11 protein-coding genes and 3 pseudogenes are annotated in these 14,422 nt (G+C 71.6%); 7 read left to right on the top strand and 7 right to left on the bottom strand.

Features of this window, described 5'->3' with window-relative positions:
* Positions 1–15: 15 nt before the first annotated feature.
* From OHB00_RS15005 to OHB00_RS14990, 4 genes are read right to left on the bottom strand one after another with little or no spacing between them, the layout of a single operon-like run.
* Positions 16–318: a SpoIIE family protein phosphatase gene (locus OHB00_RS15005; protein ID WP_406445787.1), complete on the bottom strand. Its 303-nt coding sequence runs from the start codon at positions 316–318 to the stop codon at positions 16–18.
* A gap of 12 nt (positions 319–330) precedes the next feature.
* Positions 331–1,350, bottom strand: coding sequence for a TolB family protein (locus OHB00_RS15000; RefSeq protein WP_406435097.1), 1,020 nt, complete (start codon positions 1,348–1,350; stop codon positions 331–333).
* Complete coding sequence (locus OHB00_RS14995; RefSeq protein WP_406435095.1) at positions 1,347–2,621, bottom strand: MFS transporter; 1,275 nt, start codon at positions 2,619–2,621, stop codon at positions 1,347–1,349. Before OHB00_RS14995 ends, OHB00_RS15000 begins: the two co-directional genes overlap by 4 nt.
* Before the next feature lies 1 nt (position 2,622).
* On the bottom strand, positions 2,623–3,495 hold the full coding sequence (locus OHB00_RS14990) for an alkaline phosphatase family protein (protein WP_406445785.1): 873 nt from the start codon (positions 3,493–3,495) through the stop codon (positions 2,623–2,625).
* 162 nt (positions 3,496–3,657) lie between these two features.
* On the opposite strand from OHB00_RS14990, the gene OHB00_RS14985 reads away from it, so the two are divergent.
* On the top strand, positions 3,658–4,584 hold the full coding sequence (locus tag OHB00_RS14985) for a DUF72 domain-containing protein (RefSeq protein WP_406435093.1): 927 nt from the start codon (positions 3,658–3,660) through the stop codon (positions 4,582–4,584).
* A gap of 40 nt (positions 4,585–4,624) precedes the next feature.
* The gene (locus tag OHB00_RS14980) at positions 4,625–7,618 is read left to right on the top strand and encodes a bifunctional [glutamine synthetase] adenylyltransferase/[glutamine synthetase]-adenylyl-L-tyrosine phosphorylase (protein ID WP_406435091.1); all 2,994 of its coding nucleotides are present in this window, start codon (positions 4,625–4,627) and stop codon (positions 7,616–7,618) included.
* Between the two features lie 87 nt (positions 7,619–7,705).
* Here OHB00_RS14980 and OHB00_RS14975 read toward each other — a convergent pair.
* Positions 7,706–8,056, bottom strand: a pseudogene (locus tag OHB00_RS14975) (TetR/AcrR family transcriptional regulator); the annotation flags it as partial.
* 7 nt (positions 8,057–8,063) lie between these two features.
* Here OHB00_RS14975 and OHB00_RS14970 point away from each other — a divergent pair.
* Positions 8,064–8,288 (top strand): annotated as a pseudogene (locus OHB00_RS14970) (amino acid transporter); the annotation flags it as partial.
* 41 nt (positions 8,289–8,329) lie between these two features.
* Positions 8,330–8,435: pseudogene (locus tag OHB00_RS14965) on the top strand (amidohydrolase); the annotation flags it as partial.
* A 291-nt stretch (positions 8,436–8,726) separates the two neighbouring features.
* On the opposite strand, the gene OHB00_RS14960 reads toward OHB00_RS14965, so the two are convergent.
* Positions 8,727–9,584: a phosphatase PAP2 family protein gene (locus OHB00_RS14960; RefSeq protein WP_406435089.1), complete on the bottom strand. Its 858-nt coding sequence runs from the start codon at positions 9,582–9,584 to the stop codon at positions 8,727–8,729.
* 82 nt (positions 9,585–9,666) lie between these two features.
* Positions 9,667–10,689, bottom strand: coding sequence for a LacI family DNA-binding transcriptional regulator (locus tag OHB00_RS14955; protein WP_406435087.1), 1,023 nt, complete (start codon positions 10,687–10,689; stop codon positions 9,667–9,669).
* Positions 10,690–11,072: 383 nt separating this feature from the next.
* Here OHB00_RS14955 and OHB00_RS14950 point away from each other — a divergent pair, with 383 nt between their 5' ends.
* The 3 genes from OHB00_RS14950 to OHB00_RS14940 all read left to right on the top strand — a co-directional run bounded on the left by OHB00_RS14950 (position 11,073) and on the right by OHB00_RS14940 (position 14,411).
* Positions 11,073–12,347: an extracellular solute-binding protein gene (locus OHB00_RS14950; RefSeq protein ID WP_406435085.1), complete on the top strand. Its 1,275-nt coding sequence runs from the start codon at positions 11,073–11,075 to the stop codon at positions 12,345–12,347.
* 134 nt (positions 12,348–12,481) lie between these two features.
* Entirely contained in the window at positions 12,482–13,486 is a 1,005-nt protein-coding gene (locus tag OHB00_RS14945) for a carbohydrate ABC transporter permease (RefSeq protein WP_406435083.1), read from the top strand.
* 13 nt (positions 13,487–13,499) lie between these two features.
* Entirely contained in the window at positions 13,500–14,411 is a 912-nt protein-coding gene (locus OHB00_RS14940; RefSeq protein WP_406435081.1) for a sugar ABC transporter permease, read from the top strand.
* The last annotated feature ends 11 nt before the right edge of the window (positions 14,412–14,422 follow it).

Raw genomic sequence — 14,422 nt, 5'->3', positions numbered from 1 at the left:
TGCGGCCGCGGGGGCTCATGCGGCCCGCGGCGCCGTCCGGTCGCGCTGGAGGGCGATCATGGCCAGGTCGTTGAGCCGGCCGCCCGTGTGTGCCCGGACGTCCGCGGCGAGCTGTTCGACGAGCGGACCGGGTGCCTTGTCCGCCCCGGCCGTGGCGCGCTCGGCGAGCGGGTAGAAGTCGCCGTCCGCGTTCCGGGCCTCGCTGACGCCGTCCGTGTACGGGAGCAGCCTGTCGCCGTGCCCGAACGGGGAGGTCGCCGGTACGTAGCAGTCGGCGGCACTGTCCGTGCTCTTCGCGTCGTCTGTTTCCGAGCGCAGCTTCCTGCCGGGTCAGCCCACGTATGCCGGTGACACGGCCGACACGCTGATCCGGTGCGGCTTGCCCGTGCCGTCCGCCGGGACCGAGTACAGGTCCGCCCCGTAGTCGCCGGGCAACGCGTACACGACCGTGCGCGCGTCCTTCCACACCGCCTGGTCGTCCACGCTGCGGGGCTCGGCGAGCGGGGTCTCGTGCATGGTCCGGAGGTCGAGGACGTACAGATGCCAGGGGGCGTCCTTGGGTAGGCCCTTCACCCGTTTCTTGTAGGCGACGCGGGTGCCGTCGGGGGAGAGGGAGGGACATTCGACGTTCGTGTGGAGGGTGGTGAGCGTGCGGGTGCGCAGGTCGCCGCGGACGAGGTAGGTGGAGCCCTTCGTCGCCAGCGTCGCGTAGAACGTGCGGTCGTCCGGAGCGAAGGTGACGCCCCAGAAGTTCACGTCCGCCGCGTGGTAGGTCCTGCGGTCCTTGACGACGCGGAAGGCCTCCAGGGAGGGGATCAGGGCGCCCGTGCGGGTGTCCACGATCGCCGTGCGGGTCGAGAAGTTCGTGCCCGCGTACGAGTCGCCGCCCACGAACGCCGTCCAGGCCGCGTAGTGGCCGGTGGGCGAGACACGGGCGCGGGACGGGATGCCCGGGACGTCGTAGTGGGCGGTGGTGCGCAGGCGCGCGTCCAGGATCAGGGCGCGGTAGGTGTCCGAGACCGGGCCGTGAACGGCCTGGAGGCAGACGCCGGTGCCCGCGGCGGCGTAGAAGCGAAGACATTTCACGCCGGAGGCGGTCCGGGGGCCGGAGGGGGAGGAGGCGGGGACCGTGGACAGTTCGTCCCGGTGCGGTCCCCAGGCCATGTTGCGGAAGATCATGCGGCCGGGGGCCGTCAGCGTCACCGTCCCCGAGGTGACCTTCGGGCCGCCCGCCTGGGTGCGGTCGCGGCGCTCCGCCCGGGCGGAGGCGTGCAGGACGGAGGCCAGCGCGACGGCCGCCAGGACCGCCAGCGCCGAGAGCAGGATCAGGAGGCGGGAGCGGACGGTCATGCGGCGGCCTTCCGGAAGGGACGGAGGGTGAGGGCGTATGCCGCGCACACCGCCAGGGCCACCGCCGACACGCTCAGCGCCGTACGGTCGCCCCACAGCGTCCACGCCGCCCCGAACCCCAGCGAGCAGGCGAAACGCGCCGCCGCCTGACCCGTCTGGACCAGCGCCAGACCGGACGAGCGCAGCGCCTGGGGAACGCTGTCCGACGCGGCCGCCATCAGGACACCGTCGGTCGCCGCGTAGAACGTGCCGTGCAGGGCCAGCACCACGTAGGGGAGGGCGGTGCCGTGCCAGGACGTCAGGAGCAGCGCGTAGGCGAGCAGCAGGGCCGCGTGGCCGGCCAGGAAGACGTGCCAGCGGCCCCAGCGGTCCGCCAGGCGGCCCAGCGGGACGGCCAGCAGCAGGAACGCGGCCGCCGTGCCGAGGGGGAGGAGGGCGAACAGACGGTCCGGGACGCCGAGCCGGCGTTGCAGCAGCAGGTAGACGAAGGAGTCGCTCACCGTGGCGAGGCCCAGGAGAAGGGCGCAGACGGTGATGCGGCGCAGGTCGCGGTCGGCCAGGAGGCCGAGTGCCGCGCGCAGCGTGGGGCGCGCGGCGGAGACGCTCGCTTCGGTACGGCCGCCGGACGGTACGAACAGGACCAGGATCAGCACGCCCAGCACCGCCACGCAGAAGCTCACCGTGAACACCGCGTCGTAGCCGTCCACGGTCGCCCGGAGGATGAGGAACGCGGCCAGCGGGCCGAGCAGGGCGCCCGCCGTGTCCATGGCGCGGTGCACGCCGAAGGCGCGGCCCCGGGTCTCCGGGGTGCTGGAGAGCGAGATCAGGGCGTCCCGGGGGGCCGTGCGCAGCCCCTTGCCGGTGCGGTCCGCCGCCAGGATCAGGCCGATGGGGGTGAGGGTGTGGGCGATCAGCAGGAGGGGTTTGCACAGGGCCGAGAGGGCGTAGCCCGCGCCCGCCACCCACTTGTGCCGGCCGCCCCCGCGGTCGGCGAGGTGCCCCCCGACCAGGCGTACGACCGCCGAGAAGCCGTTGTAGACACCGTCGAGGAGGCCGAAACCCAGCGGGGACAGGCCCAGGCCCGCCACCAGGTACAGCGGGAGCACCGCCGTGACCATCTCGGAGGACACGTCCGTGACCAGGCTGACCGTGCCGAGGGCGAGGACGGTGGGCGCGATCGTGGAGCGGTACCGCCCGGCCGTCGCGGGCCGGGCGGTACCTTCCACGGACGCCGTCGCCGGAGTGCTCGCGCGGCTGTCCGCTACGTACACGTCAGGACGCCCAGATCCCGGTGATGTCGGACGCGGACGCCGCGTTGCCCGCGTGCGCGGACAGGCCCTGGCCGTCCTCCAGGGTGCGCAGCAGGTCGTAGTGGTCGTACGTGGTGGACGAGGTGGAGCCCGCGGTCACCGGCTGGCCGTACAGGACGGTCGGGATGCGGTTGCCGGCCAGGCGGTTGTCCTCGTCCATGGTGACGACGAGGAGGCTGTTGTGGGTCTTGGCCCAGGTGGCGTACGCGCCCAGGTTGTTCTTCAGCCAGGTGTCACCGGTCGACACCGAGCAGTCGTGCATGTCGCTGCACAGGTTCGGGGTGACGAAGGACAGCTGGGGGAGGGTGGAGTAGTCGGTCGGGAACTGGGCGAACGTCTTCGCGGTCGAGGTCGGCACGTTGCTGAAGCCGAACCACGGGTTGTGCTTGCGCGCGTAGTTGCCGCTGCTGCACGTGGTCGAGCCCTGGCTGGGCAGGGTCTCGTTGTAGCTGGCCCAGGTGCGGCCGGCCGCGAGCTGCTCGGAGGCCAGGTTCGCCGCCGAGGAGAAGCCCGGGGTGTAGCAGCTGTCGTCGGTGATGCCCTGGGTGGAGCCGGAGAACAGGGCGAAGTAGTTGGGCTGGCTCGGGTGGGTCTCGGCGTACATCTGGGTCAGGTTGGCGCCGCCGGTCGCCAGCGAGTTGATGTACGGGGCGCTGGAGGAGCCGATGACCTGGTTGTAGGCGTGGTTCTCGAAGACCACGACGATCACGTGGTCCGGGGTCGGTACGGCGCTCGCGGCCTCGGCGGACGTGCCGCCGAGCCCGGTCCACAGGCCGATCGCGGCCGCGGTGAAGGCGGTGGCCGAGGCCACCGCCGTACGGGCGCGGCGGAGCATCGCCGAACGTGCGGAACTGCCGGACACATCAACCTCCGGGGGAGAGGACGGGGAAGAAGGACTGGCGGTGCGGACAGAGCATGCACACGCCAAGACTCCCATGCCTCACGGAATCCGGCCCCATGGGTGAAGAGCCGGTGAACGCCGGGTACTTGCGCTCCCATGGCACGCATCCTCGTGGGCACCTGTGGCTGGACCGACCGCGCCCTGGTGGCGAGCGGCTGGTACCCGCCCGGCCGGCGCGACCCGGAAGGCCGGCTGCGGCACTACGCCGGCCGGTTCCCCGTCGTCGAGGCCGACTCCCCGTACTACGCCCTCCCGGCCTCCCGCACCACCCGGCTCTGGGCGGAGCGCACCCCGGACGGCTTCCGCTTCGACGTCAAGGCGTTCTCCCTTCTCACCGGCCACCCCACCCGCCCGGCCGCCCTCCCCGCCGACCTGCGCGGCCACCCCCGTGACGAAGGCCTGCGCGCGGAGGTCTGGGCCCGCTACGCCGAGGCCGTCGACCCCCTGCGCCGCTCCGGCCGCCTGGGCACCCTCCTCTTCCAGTATCCGCCCTCCCTGGCCCCCGGCCCCGGCGCGGAGGCCGTCGTCCGGGCCGCCAGGGAACGCGCCCGCGACTGGCCGTTCGCCGTGGAGTTCCGCGACCCCGCGTGGTGGCGGAGCGAGCGTACGACGGCGTTTCTCCGGGACCTGGACGCCACCGCCGTGGCCGTGGACACGGCCCGGGGCCTGCCCGGCTCCCTCCCCCCGACGGCCCAGGTCACCACCGCCCGCCTGGCGGTCGTCCGCCTCCACGGACGCAGCCCCCACTGGGGCACCGGCACCAAGGAGGACCGCTTCCGCCACACCTACACCGTCCCCGAGCTCATGGAGTGGCTGCCGCGCGTGCGCACCCTGGCCGAGCAGGCCGAAGAGGTCCATGTCCTGTTCAACAACTGCTGCGCGGACAGCGCCGCGCAGGCGGCACGGACGATGGCGGAACTGCTCACGGCCCACCTGCCGCACCAGCGCGGCGCCCCGTCGCCCGGACAGCCGCCGCGTCTCACCGGCCGCGCGGCCGAAGCCCGCCCCGGCCGCTCCGGTTAGGCTCGTCTGGCCAGGACCGTGATCCCAGGGGAGGCCGCAGATGACGCCGGGGCGCAGGAGCAGTACCTTCACGCGACTGCTGCGGCACGGCTTCACCGATGCCTCGGCCGCCGAGCGGCTGCTCGACAGCACCGAGCTGGCCGCCGTACGCGACGACCCGGTGCTCCTCGAAGCCCTCGGCGCCACCGCCGACCCCGACCTCGCCCTGCACGGCCTGGTACGGCTCCTGGAGGCCCAGCCCGGCGCCACCGCCCGCCGCGAGCTGGTCGACACCCTGATAGCCGCCAAGCCGCTGCGGGACCGCCTGCTGGGCGTCCTCGGCGCCTCCGCGGCCCTCGCCGACCACCTCGCCCGGCACCCGCGCGACTGGGAGGCCCTGGTCACCTACGAGCCCCGCGACCTGCACCCCGGCGTCGCCGAGTTCGAACGGGGCCTCGCCGAGGCCGCCGACCCGGTCGCCCTGCGCGTCGCCTACCGCCGCTGCCTGCTGTCCATCGCCGCCCGTGACGTCTGCGGCACCACCGACGTCGCCGAGACCGCCGCCGAACTCGCCGACCTGGCCACCGCCACCCTGCGCGCCGCCCTCGCCCTCGCCGAGGCCGCCGCGCCCGAGGACGCCGCCGCCTGCCGGCTCGCGGTGATCGCCATGGGCAAGTGCGGTGGCCACGAGCTGAACTACGTCTCCGACGTCGACGTCATCTTCGTCGGCGAGGCCGCCGAAGGCGCCGACGAGAGCAAGGCACTCAGGTCCGCCACCAAGCTCGCCTCGCACATGATGCGGATCTGCTCCGAGACCACGGTGGAGGGGTCGATCTGGCCCGTCGACGCCAACCTCCGCCCCGAGGGCCGCAACGGCCCCCTCGTGCGCACGCTCAGCAGCCACCTCGCCTACTACCAGCGGTGGGCCAAGACCTGGGAGTTCCAGGCCCTGCTCAAGGCCCGCCCGGTCGCCGGCGACCTCGACCTGGGGCAGGAGTACGTCGCCGCCCTCGACCCCCTGGTCTGGAAGGCCGCCGAGCGCGAGAACTTCGTCGTCGACGTGCAGAAGATGCGCCGGCGCGTGGTGGAGAACATCCCCGCCGCCGAGATCGACCGCGAGCTGAAGCTCGGCCCCGGCGGCCTGCGCGACGTCGAGTTCGCCGTCCAGCTGCTGCAGTTGGTGCACGGCCGGGCCGACGCCTCACTGCGCAGCGGTACGACCCTGGACGCCCTCCAGGCCCTCGCCGCCGGCGGCTACGTGGGGCGCGCCGACGCCGTCCAGCTCGACGAGGCCTACCGCTTCCTGCGCTCCATGGAACACCGCATCCAGCTCTACCGGCTGCGCCGCACCCACCTGGTCCCCGAGGACGAGGCCGACCTGCGCCGCCTCGGCCGCTCACTCGGCCTGCGCACCGACCCGGTGACCGAGCTGATCCGCGAGTGGAAGCAGCACACCGGTGTCGTACGGCGCCTGCACGAGAAGCTCTTCTACCGCCCACTGCTCGACGCCGTCGCCCAACTCGCCCCGGGCGAGGCCAGGCTGAGCGCCGAGGCGGCCAGGGAACGCATGGTGGCCCTCGGCTACGCCGACCCCGCCGCCGCCCTGCGCCACCTGGAGGCCCTCGCCTCCGGCGTCACCCGCAAGGCCGCCATCCAGCGCACCCTGCTGCCCGTCCTGCTGGGCTGGTTCGCCGACTCCGCAGACCCGGACGCGGGCCTGCTGAACTTCCGCAAGGTCTCCGACGCCCTCGGCAAGACCCCCTGGTACCTAAGGCTGTTGCGGGACGAGGGTGCCGCCGCCGAGAACCTCGCCCGGGTGCTGTCCGCCGGCCGCCTCGCCCCCGACCTGCTGATGCGCGCCCCCGAGGCGGTGGCCCTGCTCGGCGACGGCGACGGGTCGGGCCTGGAGCCGCGCGGCCGCGCTCACCTGGAGCAGGAGATCCTCGCCGCCGCCGGCCGCGCCGACAACGCCGAGGACGGCGTGCGGGCGGCCCGTGGCGTGCGCCGCCGTGAGCTGTTCCGTACGGCCGCCGCCGACATCGTCGACTCCTACGGCACCGAGACCAAGCCCGCCGAGGCCGATCAGGGCGCCCTGGTCGACCGGGTCGGCGCCGCCGTCTCCGACCTGACGGCGGCGACCCTGGCGGGAACCCTGCGGGCGGTGGTCCGGGCCGGCTGGGGCGACACCCTGCCCACCCGGTTCGCCGTGATCGGCATGGGCCGGTTCGGGGGGCACGAGCTGGGCTACGGCTCCGACGCCGACGTCCTCTTCGTGCACGAGCCGCGGGAGGGCGTGGCCGAGCGGGAGGCCACCGACGCGGCCAACAAGGTCGTCGCGGAGATGCGCCGGCTGCTCCAGATCCCCAGCGCCGACCCGCCGTTGCTCATCGACGCGGACCTGCGGCCCGAGGGCCGGTCCGGGCCGCTGGTGCGCACGCTCAAGTCCTACGAGGCGTACTACCGCCGGTGGTCGCTGGGGTGGGAGTCGCAGGCCCTGCTGCGGGCCGAACCCGTGGCCGGGGACGAGGAGCTGGGGCGCCGGTTCATCGAGCTGATCGACCCGCTGCGGTATCCGGCGGCGGGGCTCGGCGAGGACGCGGTGCGCGAGATCCGGCGGCTGAAGGCCCGGATGGAGTCCGAGCGGCTGCCGCGCGGCGCCGACCCGAAGCTGCACACCAAGCTGGGGCCCGGCGGGCTGTCCGACGTGGAGTGGACCGTGCAGTTGCTGCAGCTGCGCCACGGGTGGGCCGAGCCGGGGCTGCGCACCACCCGGACCCGGGCGGCGCTGGCCGCGGCGGCGGCAGCGGGGCTGCTGGGGACCGAGGAGGCCGGGACGCTGGACGAGGCGTGGGTGCTGGCGACGCGGGTGCGGAACGCCGTGATGCTGGTGCGGGGGCGGGCGGGGGACACGTTTCCTTCGGAGAGCCGGGAGTTGGCCGCGGTCGGGCGGTACCTGGGGTACGGGGACGGGCATGCGGGGGACATGCTGGATGCCTATCGGCGGACGGCGCGGCGGGCTCGGACGGTTGTGGATGAGCTCTTCTACGGGGCATAGGGGGTTGATCGGGGGGCGCTCGGTCGCCGTTCGGGTGCGGGTCGTGGAGGGCCGGTCGCGCGGTTCCCCGCGCCCCTTCGGGGCGCGTCAAGCCCACGCAAGCCAAGACAGCAACGCTCTCGCGTGATTCATGAGACCCGTGAGGCCCACCTCGGACGCGCGGTCCGCTCTACCCGCCCCCACCGCTGCCAGTGCCTCGGCCAGGTGGGGGGCGGTGTCTGCGTCGTCAGTTCCCACATCGTCTCCGGGGCCGCCAGGTCCAGGGCCGAGCCGAGGAGCAGGTTCTCCAGGGCGACCAGCAGCGGCATCACGTCCGCACGGGCGAAGCCCGCAGCCAGCGGCAGCGTGACCGCGCGCTCGTACTGCTCCAGCACCCGGGGGCCCGCACCGCGAGGTCGTCAGGAGCGGGAGCGTCCTCGGGTGCGCGGCGAACGCGGCTCACTGCAACGGCATGGAGATCGGCGTCTACGGCCTGCTCGGCCGCGCGGGGCGGGGCTCCGCGAAAGCCCTCTTCGGCGTCGACGTCCCCTGGCTGCCGATCGCCCTCGCCGGACTGCTCCTCATCGGCTACGGCGGCTACCGCTCCATCGGGTTCGGCGCCACGGTGCTCGGTGTGCTGCTGGTCGCCGAGACCGGGATCCTCCTGCTGCTCGCGGGCAATGCACGTCTTCATCGTGACCAGCGTCATCGCCTCGCTGCTCGCCTTCCAGGCGCGACCTGCGGGACGCGGGCGCGACGGTCGCCCTCGGCTCGGACTGGCCGATCGCCCACTACGACGCCCGAGCCGTCCTGGCGACGGCCCGCGCCCCACGCGGCGGGCATGTGGTGCACCGGGGGGAGCAACAGGCGCCCGGGTGGGCTGAGCAGGTCCGGCACCGCCGATCACCGCCGATCACCGCCGTCGTGGCCGGGCGCCGTGGCGGCGGGCGAAGAGGAGCGGCGGCTGTTCCGGGGCGGAGGTGACTCTGGGGCGAGGCTGGTCTTGATGCGTGGGTTGTTCTTGAGCCGAGGGCTCTCGCTTCTCCGCCGCAGCGGCGCTCAGCCACCGCGGTGGCGGGCGGCGGTGCCGAACCGGCTGCGCCCCGCACCCCGCCCGCAGGGCCTCGCCTCAGCCGCCCGCAGGGCTGCGCAGCGAGGTCACTGCCGACGGCTGGCGCGGGAGGTTGTACGGCAGCGCCCCGTACCACAGCCGGGCCACCAGGAAGCCGAACGTCAGGCACAGGGCGCCGCCCACCGCGTCGAGCCAGAAGTGGTTGGCGGTGGCGACGATGACGAGGAGGGTGGCCATGGGGTAGAGGAGGCCCAGCAGCCGGACCCAGGGGACCGAGGCCAGGGCGAAGATCGTCAGGCCGCACCACAGGGACCAGCCGATGTGCATGGACGGCATCGCGGCGTACTGGTTGGACATGTGCTTGAGGTCGCCCGAGGCCATCGAGCCCCAGGTGTGGTGGACCATCACCGTGTCCACGAAGCCGCCGCCGTTCATCAGGCGGGGCGGGGCGAGCGGGAACAGGTAGTAGCCGAGAAGGGCCACCCCGGTGGTGGCGAAGAGGGCCAGACGGGCCGCCGCATAGCGCCCGGGGTGGCTGCGGTAGAGCCAGACCAGCACGCCCAGCGTCACCACGAAGTGCAGCGTCGCGTAGTAGTAGTTCATGCCGACGATCAGCCAAGACACCGAGTTCACGGCGTGGTTGACCGACTCCTCGACGGCGATCCCCAGATGGCGCTCGGCCTTCCAGAGCCAGTCGGCGTTGCGCAGCGCCTGCGCCTTCTGCTCCGGAACCGCGTTGCGGATCAGCGAGTAGGTCCAGTAACTCACCCCGATCAGCAGGATCTCGAACCAGAGCCGGGGCCGGCGCGGCGTCCGCAACCGCCGTAGGACGCCCTGGTCCCCCTCGCCCGTGACGGTCCGCGGAAGGGTCTGTTGTGCGCGACCTTCCGGCTCTGTCACGGTCGAGTCACTCATAGGCACAGAGTCTGCCAGAAAAGACGTCTTCGACAGATCATCCCAAGGTTGGGTTCACGGTGCATCTTCTACGGCGGGGCGACTACTTCCCAGGTACTGCGGCCGTGGAACCGCGTACCACCAATTCCGGCATGAAAACGAACTCGCTGTGCGGAGCGGGGGTGCCGCCGATCTCCTCCAGCAGCGTGCGCACCGCGGCCTGGCCCATCGCCGGGACCGGCTTGCGGATGGTGGTGAGAGGGGGATCGGTGAACGCGATCAGCGGGGAGTCGTCGAAGCCGACCACCGAGATGTCCCGGGGGACGTCGAGGCCGCGCTGGCGGGCCGCCCGTATCGCGCCGAGCGCCATCATGTCGCTGGCGCAGACGATCGCCGTGCAGTTCCGGTCGATGAGCGCGGTGGTGGCGGCCTGGCCGCCCTCCAGGGTGTACAGGGAGTGCTGGACGAGCTCGGACTCGATGGTGGCCGCCGGCAGACCCGACTGGTCCTGCATCGCCCGCACGAACCCCTCGATCTTGCGCTGCACGGGGACGAACCGCTTCGGGCCGAGGGCGAGCCCGATCCGGGTGTGGCCCAGGGAGGCGAGGTGGGTGACGGCCAGCGTCATCGCGGCCCGGTCGTCGGGGGAGATGAACGGCGCCTGCACCTTCGGCGAGAAACCGTCCACCAGGACGTACGGCACGCCCTGCGCCCGCAGCCGCTCGTAGCGCTGCATGTCGGCGGTGGTGTCCGCGTGCAGGCCGGAGACGTAGATGATCCCGGCGACCCCGCGGTCCACCAGCATCTCGGTCAGCTCGTCCTCCGTGGACCCGCCGGGGGTCTGGGTGGCGAGCACCGGGGTGTAGCCCTGCCGGGTCAGCGCCTGCCCGATGACCTGCGCCAGGGCCGGGAATATCGGGTTCTCCAGCTCGGGGGTGATCAGCCCTACCAGGCCCTCGCTGCGCTGCCGCAGCCGTACCGGACGCTCGTAGCCGAGGACGTCCAGGGCGGCGAGCACGGACTGGCGGGTGGTGGCGGCGACGCCCGGCTTCCCGTTCAGGACCCGGCTCACCGTCGCCTCGCTCACCCCCGCCTGCGCTGCGATGTCGGCAAGCCGTGTGGTCACGGCACTGGACTGTACCGGCCGTATGTCCCCTTGCACACCGATCGGGCGCCTGATGCGGCCTGGGGGGCGGCCCATTTTGGGCTGCTGCGTCATCGCACTCCCTACTGAAACTTGACGGCAAGAGCTTGCAGAGTCTTGCACAAGCGGCCGCCGTAGCGCTCAAGCGCCGTAAACAAGCGTCTCACGGCGGTCGCCGACAGGTCACGCCCGGATAACTTCAGAGATCTCTTGCACTTTTTTTCTGCAAGGTCTTTCGCAAGGATTGCATCGCTGTTACGTTCCCTGACGCCCGGCCGCCGCAGCAACGGCGCAGTCGGCACGACAGCGGGACGGCGGACGGGACCGCCCCCGCATCACTCGGGCTTAACCCTCAAGGAGAACTCATGCGGCGTGGCATAGCGGCCTCCGCGCTGGTGGCGTCCCTCGCCCTCACGGCGACGGCGTGCGGCGGGAGCGACAGCGACAGCAAGTCGGACGGCCCGGTCACCATCACCTGGTGGGACACCTCCAACGCCACCAACGAGTCGCCGACGTACAAGGCCTTGGTCAAGGAGTTCGAAGCCGCGAACAAGGACATCAAGGTCAACTACGTCGACGTCCAGTTCGACCAGGCGCAGAACAAGTTCGACACGGCCGCCCAGTCCGGCAAGGGCGCCCCCGACGTGCTGCGCTCCGAGGTCGGCTGGACCCCCGCCTTCGCCAAGGCCGGCTACTTCGTGCCGCTGGACGGCACCGCCGCCCTCGCCGACAAGGACAAGTTCCAGTCCAGCCTGATCACCCAGGCCCAGTACGAGGGCAAGACCTACGGCGTCCCGCTGGTCACCGACACCCTCGCCCTCGTGTACAACAAGGCGCTGTTCAAGAAGGCCGGCATCACCGCCGCCCCCACCACCTGGGACGAGGTCAGGGCCGACGCCGCCAAGATCCAGGACAAGGCCAAGACCACCGGCTACTGGGGCCCCGAGGCCGCGTACTACACGCAGCCCTTCCTCTACGGCGAGGGCACCGACATGGTCGACGCCTCCGCCAAGAAGATCACCATCACCTCGGCGGCGGCCAAGAAGGGCTACCAGACCTGGCTGGACCTCTACTCCGGCAAGGGCCTGCACAAGGCGGACGTCACCGCCGACGCCTACGCCCACCGCCAGGACGCCTTCGTCAACGGCAAGGTCGCCATGACCATCGAGGGCCCCTGGGAGATCACCAACTTCTACAAGGGCTCCGCGTTCAGCGACAAGTCCAACCTCGGCATCGCCACCGTCCCGGCCGGCTCCACCGGCAAGGCGGGCGCCCCGACCGGCGGCCACAACCTGTCGGTCTACGCCGGCTCGGACAAGGCCCACCAGGCCGCGGCCGAGAAGTTCGTCGCCTTCATGACCTCCGCGAAGTCCCAGACGGAGATCGCCCTGAAGAACTCCACCCTGCCGACCCGCTCCGACGCCTACACCGCCGCGGTCAAGGCCGACCCGGGCATCGCCGGCTACCAGGCCGTCCTCCCCTCCGCCCAGCCGCGCCCCGCGCTTGCCGAGTACTCCTCCCTGTGGGGCCCGGTCGGCACCGAGCTGACCAAGATCGCCGGCGGCAAGGAGTCCCTGGACAAGGGCCTGAGCACCGCTGAACTCGGGATCGAGAAGCTCGTCCCCGACTTCAGCAAGTAAGCCCGCGTGGCCGCCGGAGCGCCCTGTCACGGGGGGAGCGCTCCGGCGGCCACCGGCCTGTGCCAGCCGCCCAGCCCAACCCCGGAAGAACCGGCCGGCAGAGCCAGCCGGAGGAACCAGAAGGTGTCGAACCCATGACAGTCGCCATCGACCGCGCGACCGGCCAGCGCCACGGTGACCGCGCGCCCCGCCCCGGGCTGGGCCAGCGGCTGAAGAACGGCTACCAGAAGTACTGGTACGCCTACGCGATGATCGCCCCCGTGGCCGTCGTCCTCGGGGCCCTCGTCGTCTACCCGTTGGTGTACGGGTTCTACCTGACGTTGACGGACGCCAACAGCCTCAACACCGCCCGCACCATCGGCGTCAACCACATCGACGCCACCTACAAGTTCATCGGCCTGGACAACTACAAGGACATCCTGTTCGGACCGACGTCCTACGACCGCTTCTGGTCCCACTTCCTGTGGACCATCGTCTGGACCGCGCTCTGCGTCGTCCTGCACTACACCATCGGTCTCGGCCTCGCCCTCCTCCTCAACGAGAAGTTCCGCGGCCGCACCTTCTACCGCATGGTCCTGGTGCTTCCCTGGGCGGTCCCCACCTTCGTCACCGTCTTCGGCTGGCGGTTCATGCTCGCCGACGGCGGCATCATCAACAGCGCCCTGCACTTCCTCCACCTACCGCAACCCGCCTGGCTGGAGGACACCTTCTGGCAGCGGGCCGCGGCGATCCTCGTCAACACCTGGTGCGGTGTGCCGTTCATGATGCTCTCGCTGCTCGGCGGCCTCCAGGCCATCGACGGCACGCTGTACGAGGCCGCCGAGATGGACGGCGCGAGCGCCTGGCAGCGCTTCAGGTACGTCACCCTGCCGGGCCTGAGGTCCGTCAGCTCCACCGTCGTACTCCTCGGCATCATCTGGACGTTCAACCAGTTCGCCGTCATCTTCCTGCTCTTCGGCGACACCGCCCCCGACGCGCAGATCCTGGTCACCTGGGCCTACTACCTCGGCTTCGGACAGCAGCCGAGGGACTTCGCCCAGTCCGCCGCCTACGGCATGCTGCTGCTGGCCATCCTGATCGTCTTCACCTCCTTCTACCGCCGCTGGCTCAACCGCAACGACCAGCAGCTCGCGATCTGAGGCAGGAGTTCCCATGAGCACGACCACTGTCCAGACCTCCGCCCAGGTCGCCGAGGAGGCCCCCGTGACCAGCAGTCCGCGCCGCGTCCGCGGCCGCGGCGAGCGCGGCCCGCTCGCCACCACCGTCACCCACGGCATCCTGGGTGTCGCCAGCCTCGTCGCGTTCTTCCCGGTCGGCTGGCTGATCTACCTCTCCCTCGGCCCGGACAAGGACGACTACCTGCACCCGAGCGGCATCTGGCACAAGATGACGCTGGACAACTACTCGTTCGTCCTCCAGCACACCGGGTTCTGGGACTGGTTCAGGACGACGATGATCGTCGTCGGCGGTACGACGGTCATCGGCCTGATCCTCGCCTCCACCACCGGCTACGCGGTCTCCCGCATGCGCTTCCCCGGCTACCGGAAGTTCATGTGGCTGCTGCTGGTGACCCAGATGTTCCCGATCGCCGTACTGATCGTGCCGATGTACCAGATCATGTCGCGGCTCGGCCTCATCGACAGCTACCTCGGCCTGATCCTCGTCTACTGCACCACCGTCGTGCCGTACACGGCCTGGCTGCTCAAGGGCTACTTCGACACGATCCCCTTCGAGATCGACGAGGCCGGCCGCGTCGACGGGCTCTCGCCGTTCGGCACGTTCGGCCGGCTGATCCTGCCGCTCGCCAAGCCCGGTCTCGCGGTCGCCGCGTTCTACAACTTCCTCACCGCCTTCGGCGAGGTCGCGTTCGCCTCCACGTTCATGCTCAGCGACGACAAGTACACGTTCGCGGTGGGGCTGCAGAGCTTCATCAGCGAGCACGACGCGCAACGGAACCTGATGACCGCGACGGCGGTGCTGATCGCGATACCGGTGGCCGTGTTCTTCTACCTCGTGCAGAAGAACCTGGTGACCGGGCTTACAGCCGGCGGCACGAAGGGGTAACGCCGCTTGCT

Origin of the sequence: Streptomyces sp. NBC_00631, from assembly GCF_045206895.1 — a bacterium.
Lineage (GTDB): Bacteria > Actinomycetota > Actinomycetes > Streptomycetales > Streptomycetaceae > Streptomyces.
The sequence above is the reverse complement of the archived record's forward strand: the minus strand, read 5'-3'. Positions and strand labels throughout refer to the sequence as shown.

Excerpts from the sequence above, each read along its gene's own strand:
- OHB00_RS15000 (WP_406435097.1), bottom strand. The coding sequence starts at position 1,350 with ATGACCGTCCGCTCCCGCCTCCTGATCCTGCTCTCGGCGCTGGCGGTC.
- OHB00_RS14990 (WP_406445785.1), bottom strand. The coding sequence starts at position 3,495 with ATGCTCCGCCGCGCCCGTACGGCGGTGGCCTCGGCCACCGCCTTCACC.
- OHB00_RS14985 (WP_406435093.1), top strand. The coding sequence starts at position 3,658 with ATGGCACGCATCCTCGTGGGCACCTGTGGCTGGACCGACCGCGCCCTG.
- OHB00_RS14980 (WP_406435091.1), top strand. The coding sequence starts at position 4,625 with ATGACGCCGGGGCGCAGGAGCAGTACCTTCACGCGACTGCTGCGGCAC.
- OHB00_RS14960 (WP_406435089.1), bottom strand. The coding sequence starts at position 9,584 with ATGAGTGACTCGACCGTGACAGAGCCGGAAGGTCGCGCACAACAGACC.
- OHB00_RS14950 (WP_406435085.1), top strand. The coding sequence starts at position 11,073 with ATGCGGCGTGGCATAGCGGCCTCCGCGCTGGTGGCGTCCCTCGCCCTC.
- OHB00_RS14945 (WP_406435083.1), top strand. The coding sequence starts at position 12,482 with ATGACAGTCGCCATCGACCGCGCGACCGGCCAGCGCCACGGTGACCGC.
- OHB00_RS14940 (WP_406435081.1), top strand. The coding sequence starts at position 13,500 with ATGAGCACGACCACTGTCCAGACCTCCGCCCAGGTCGCCGAGGAGGCC.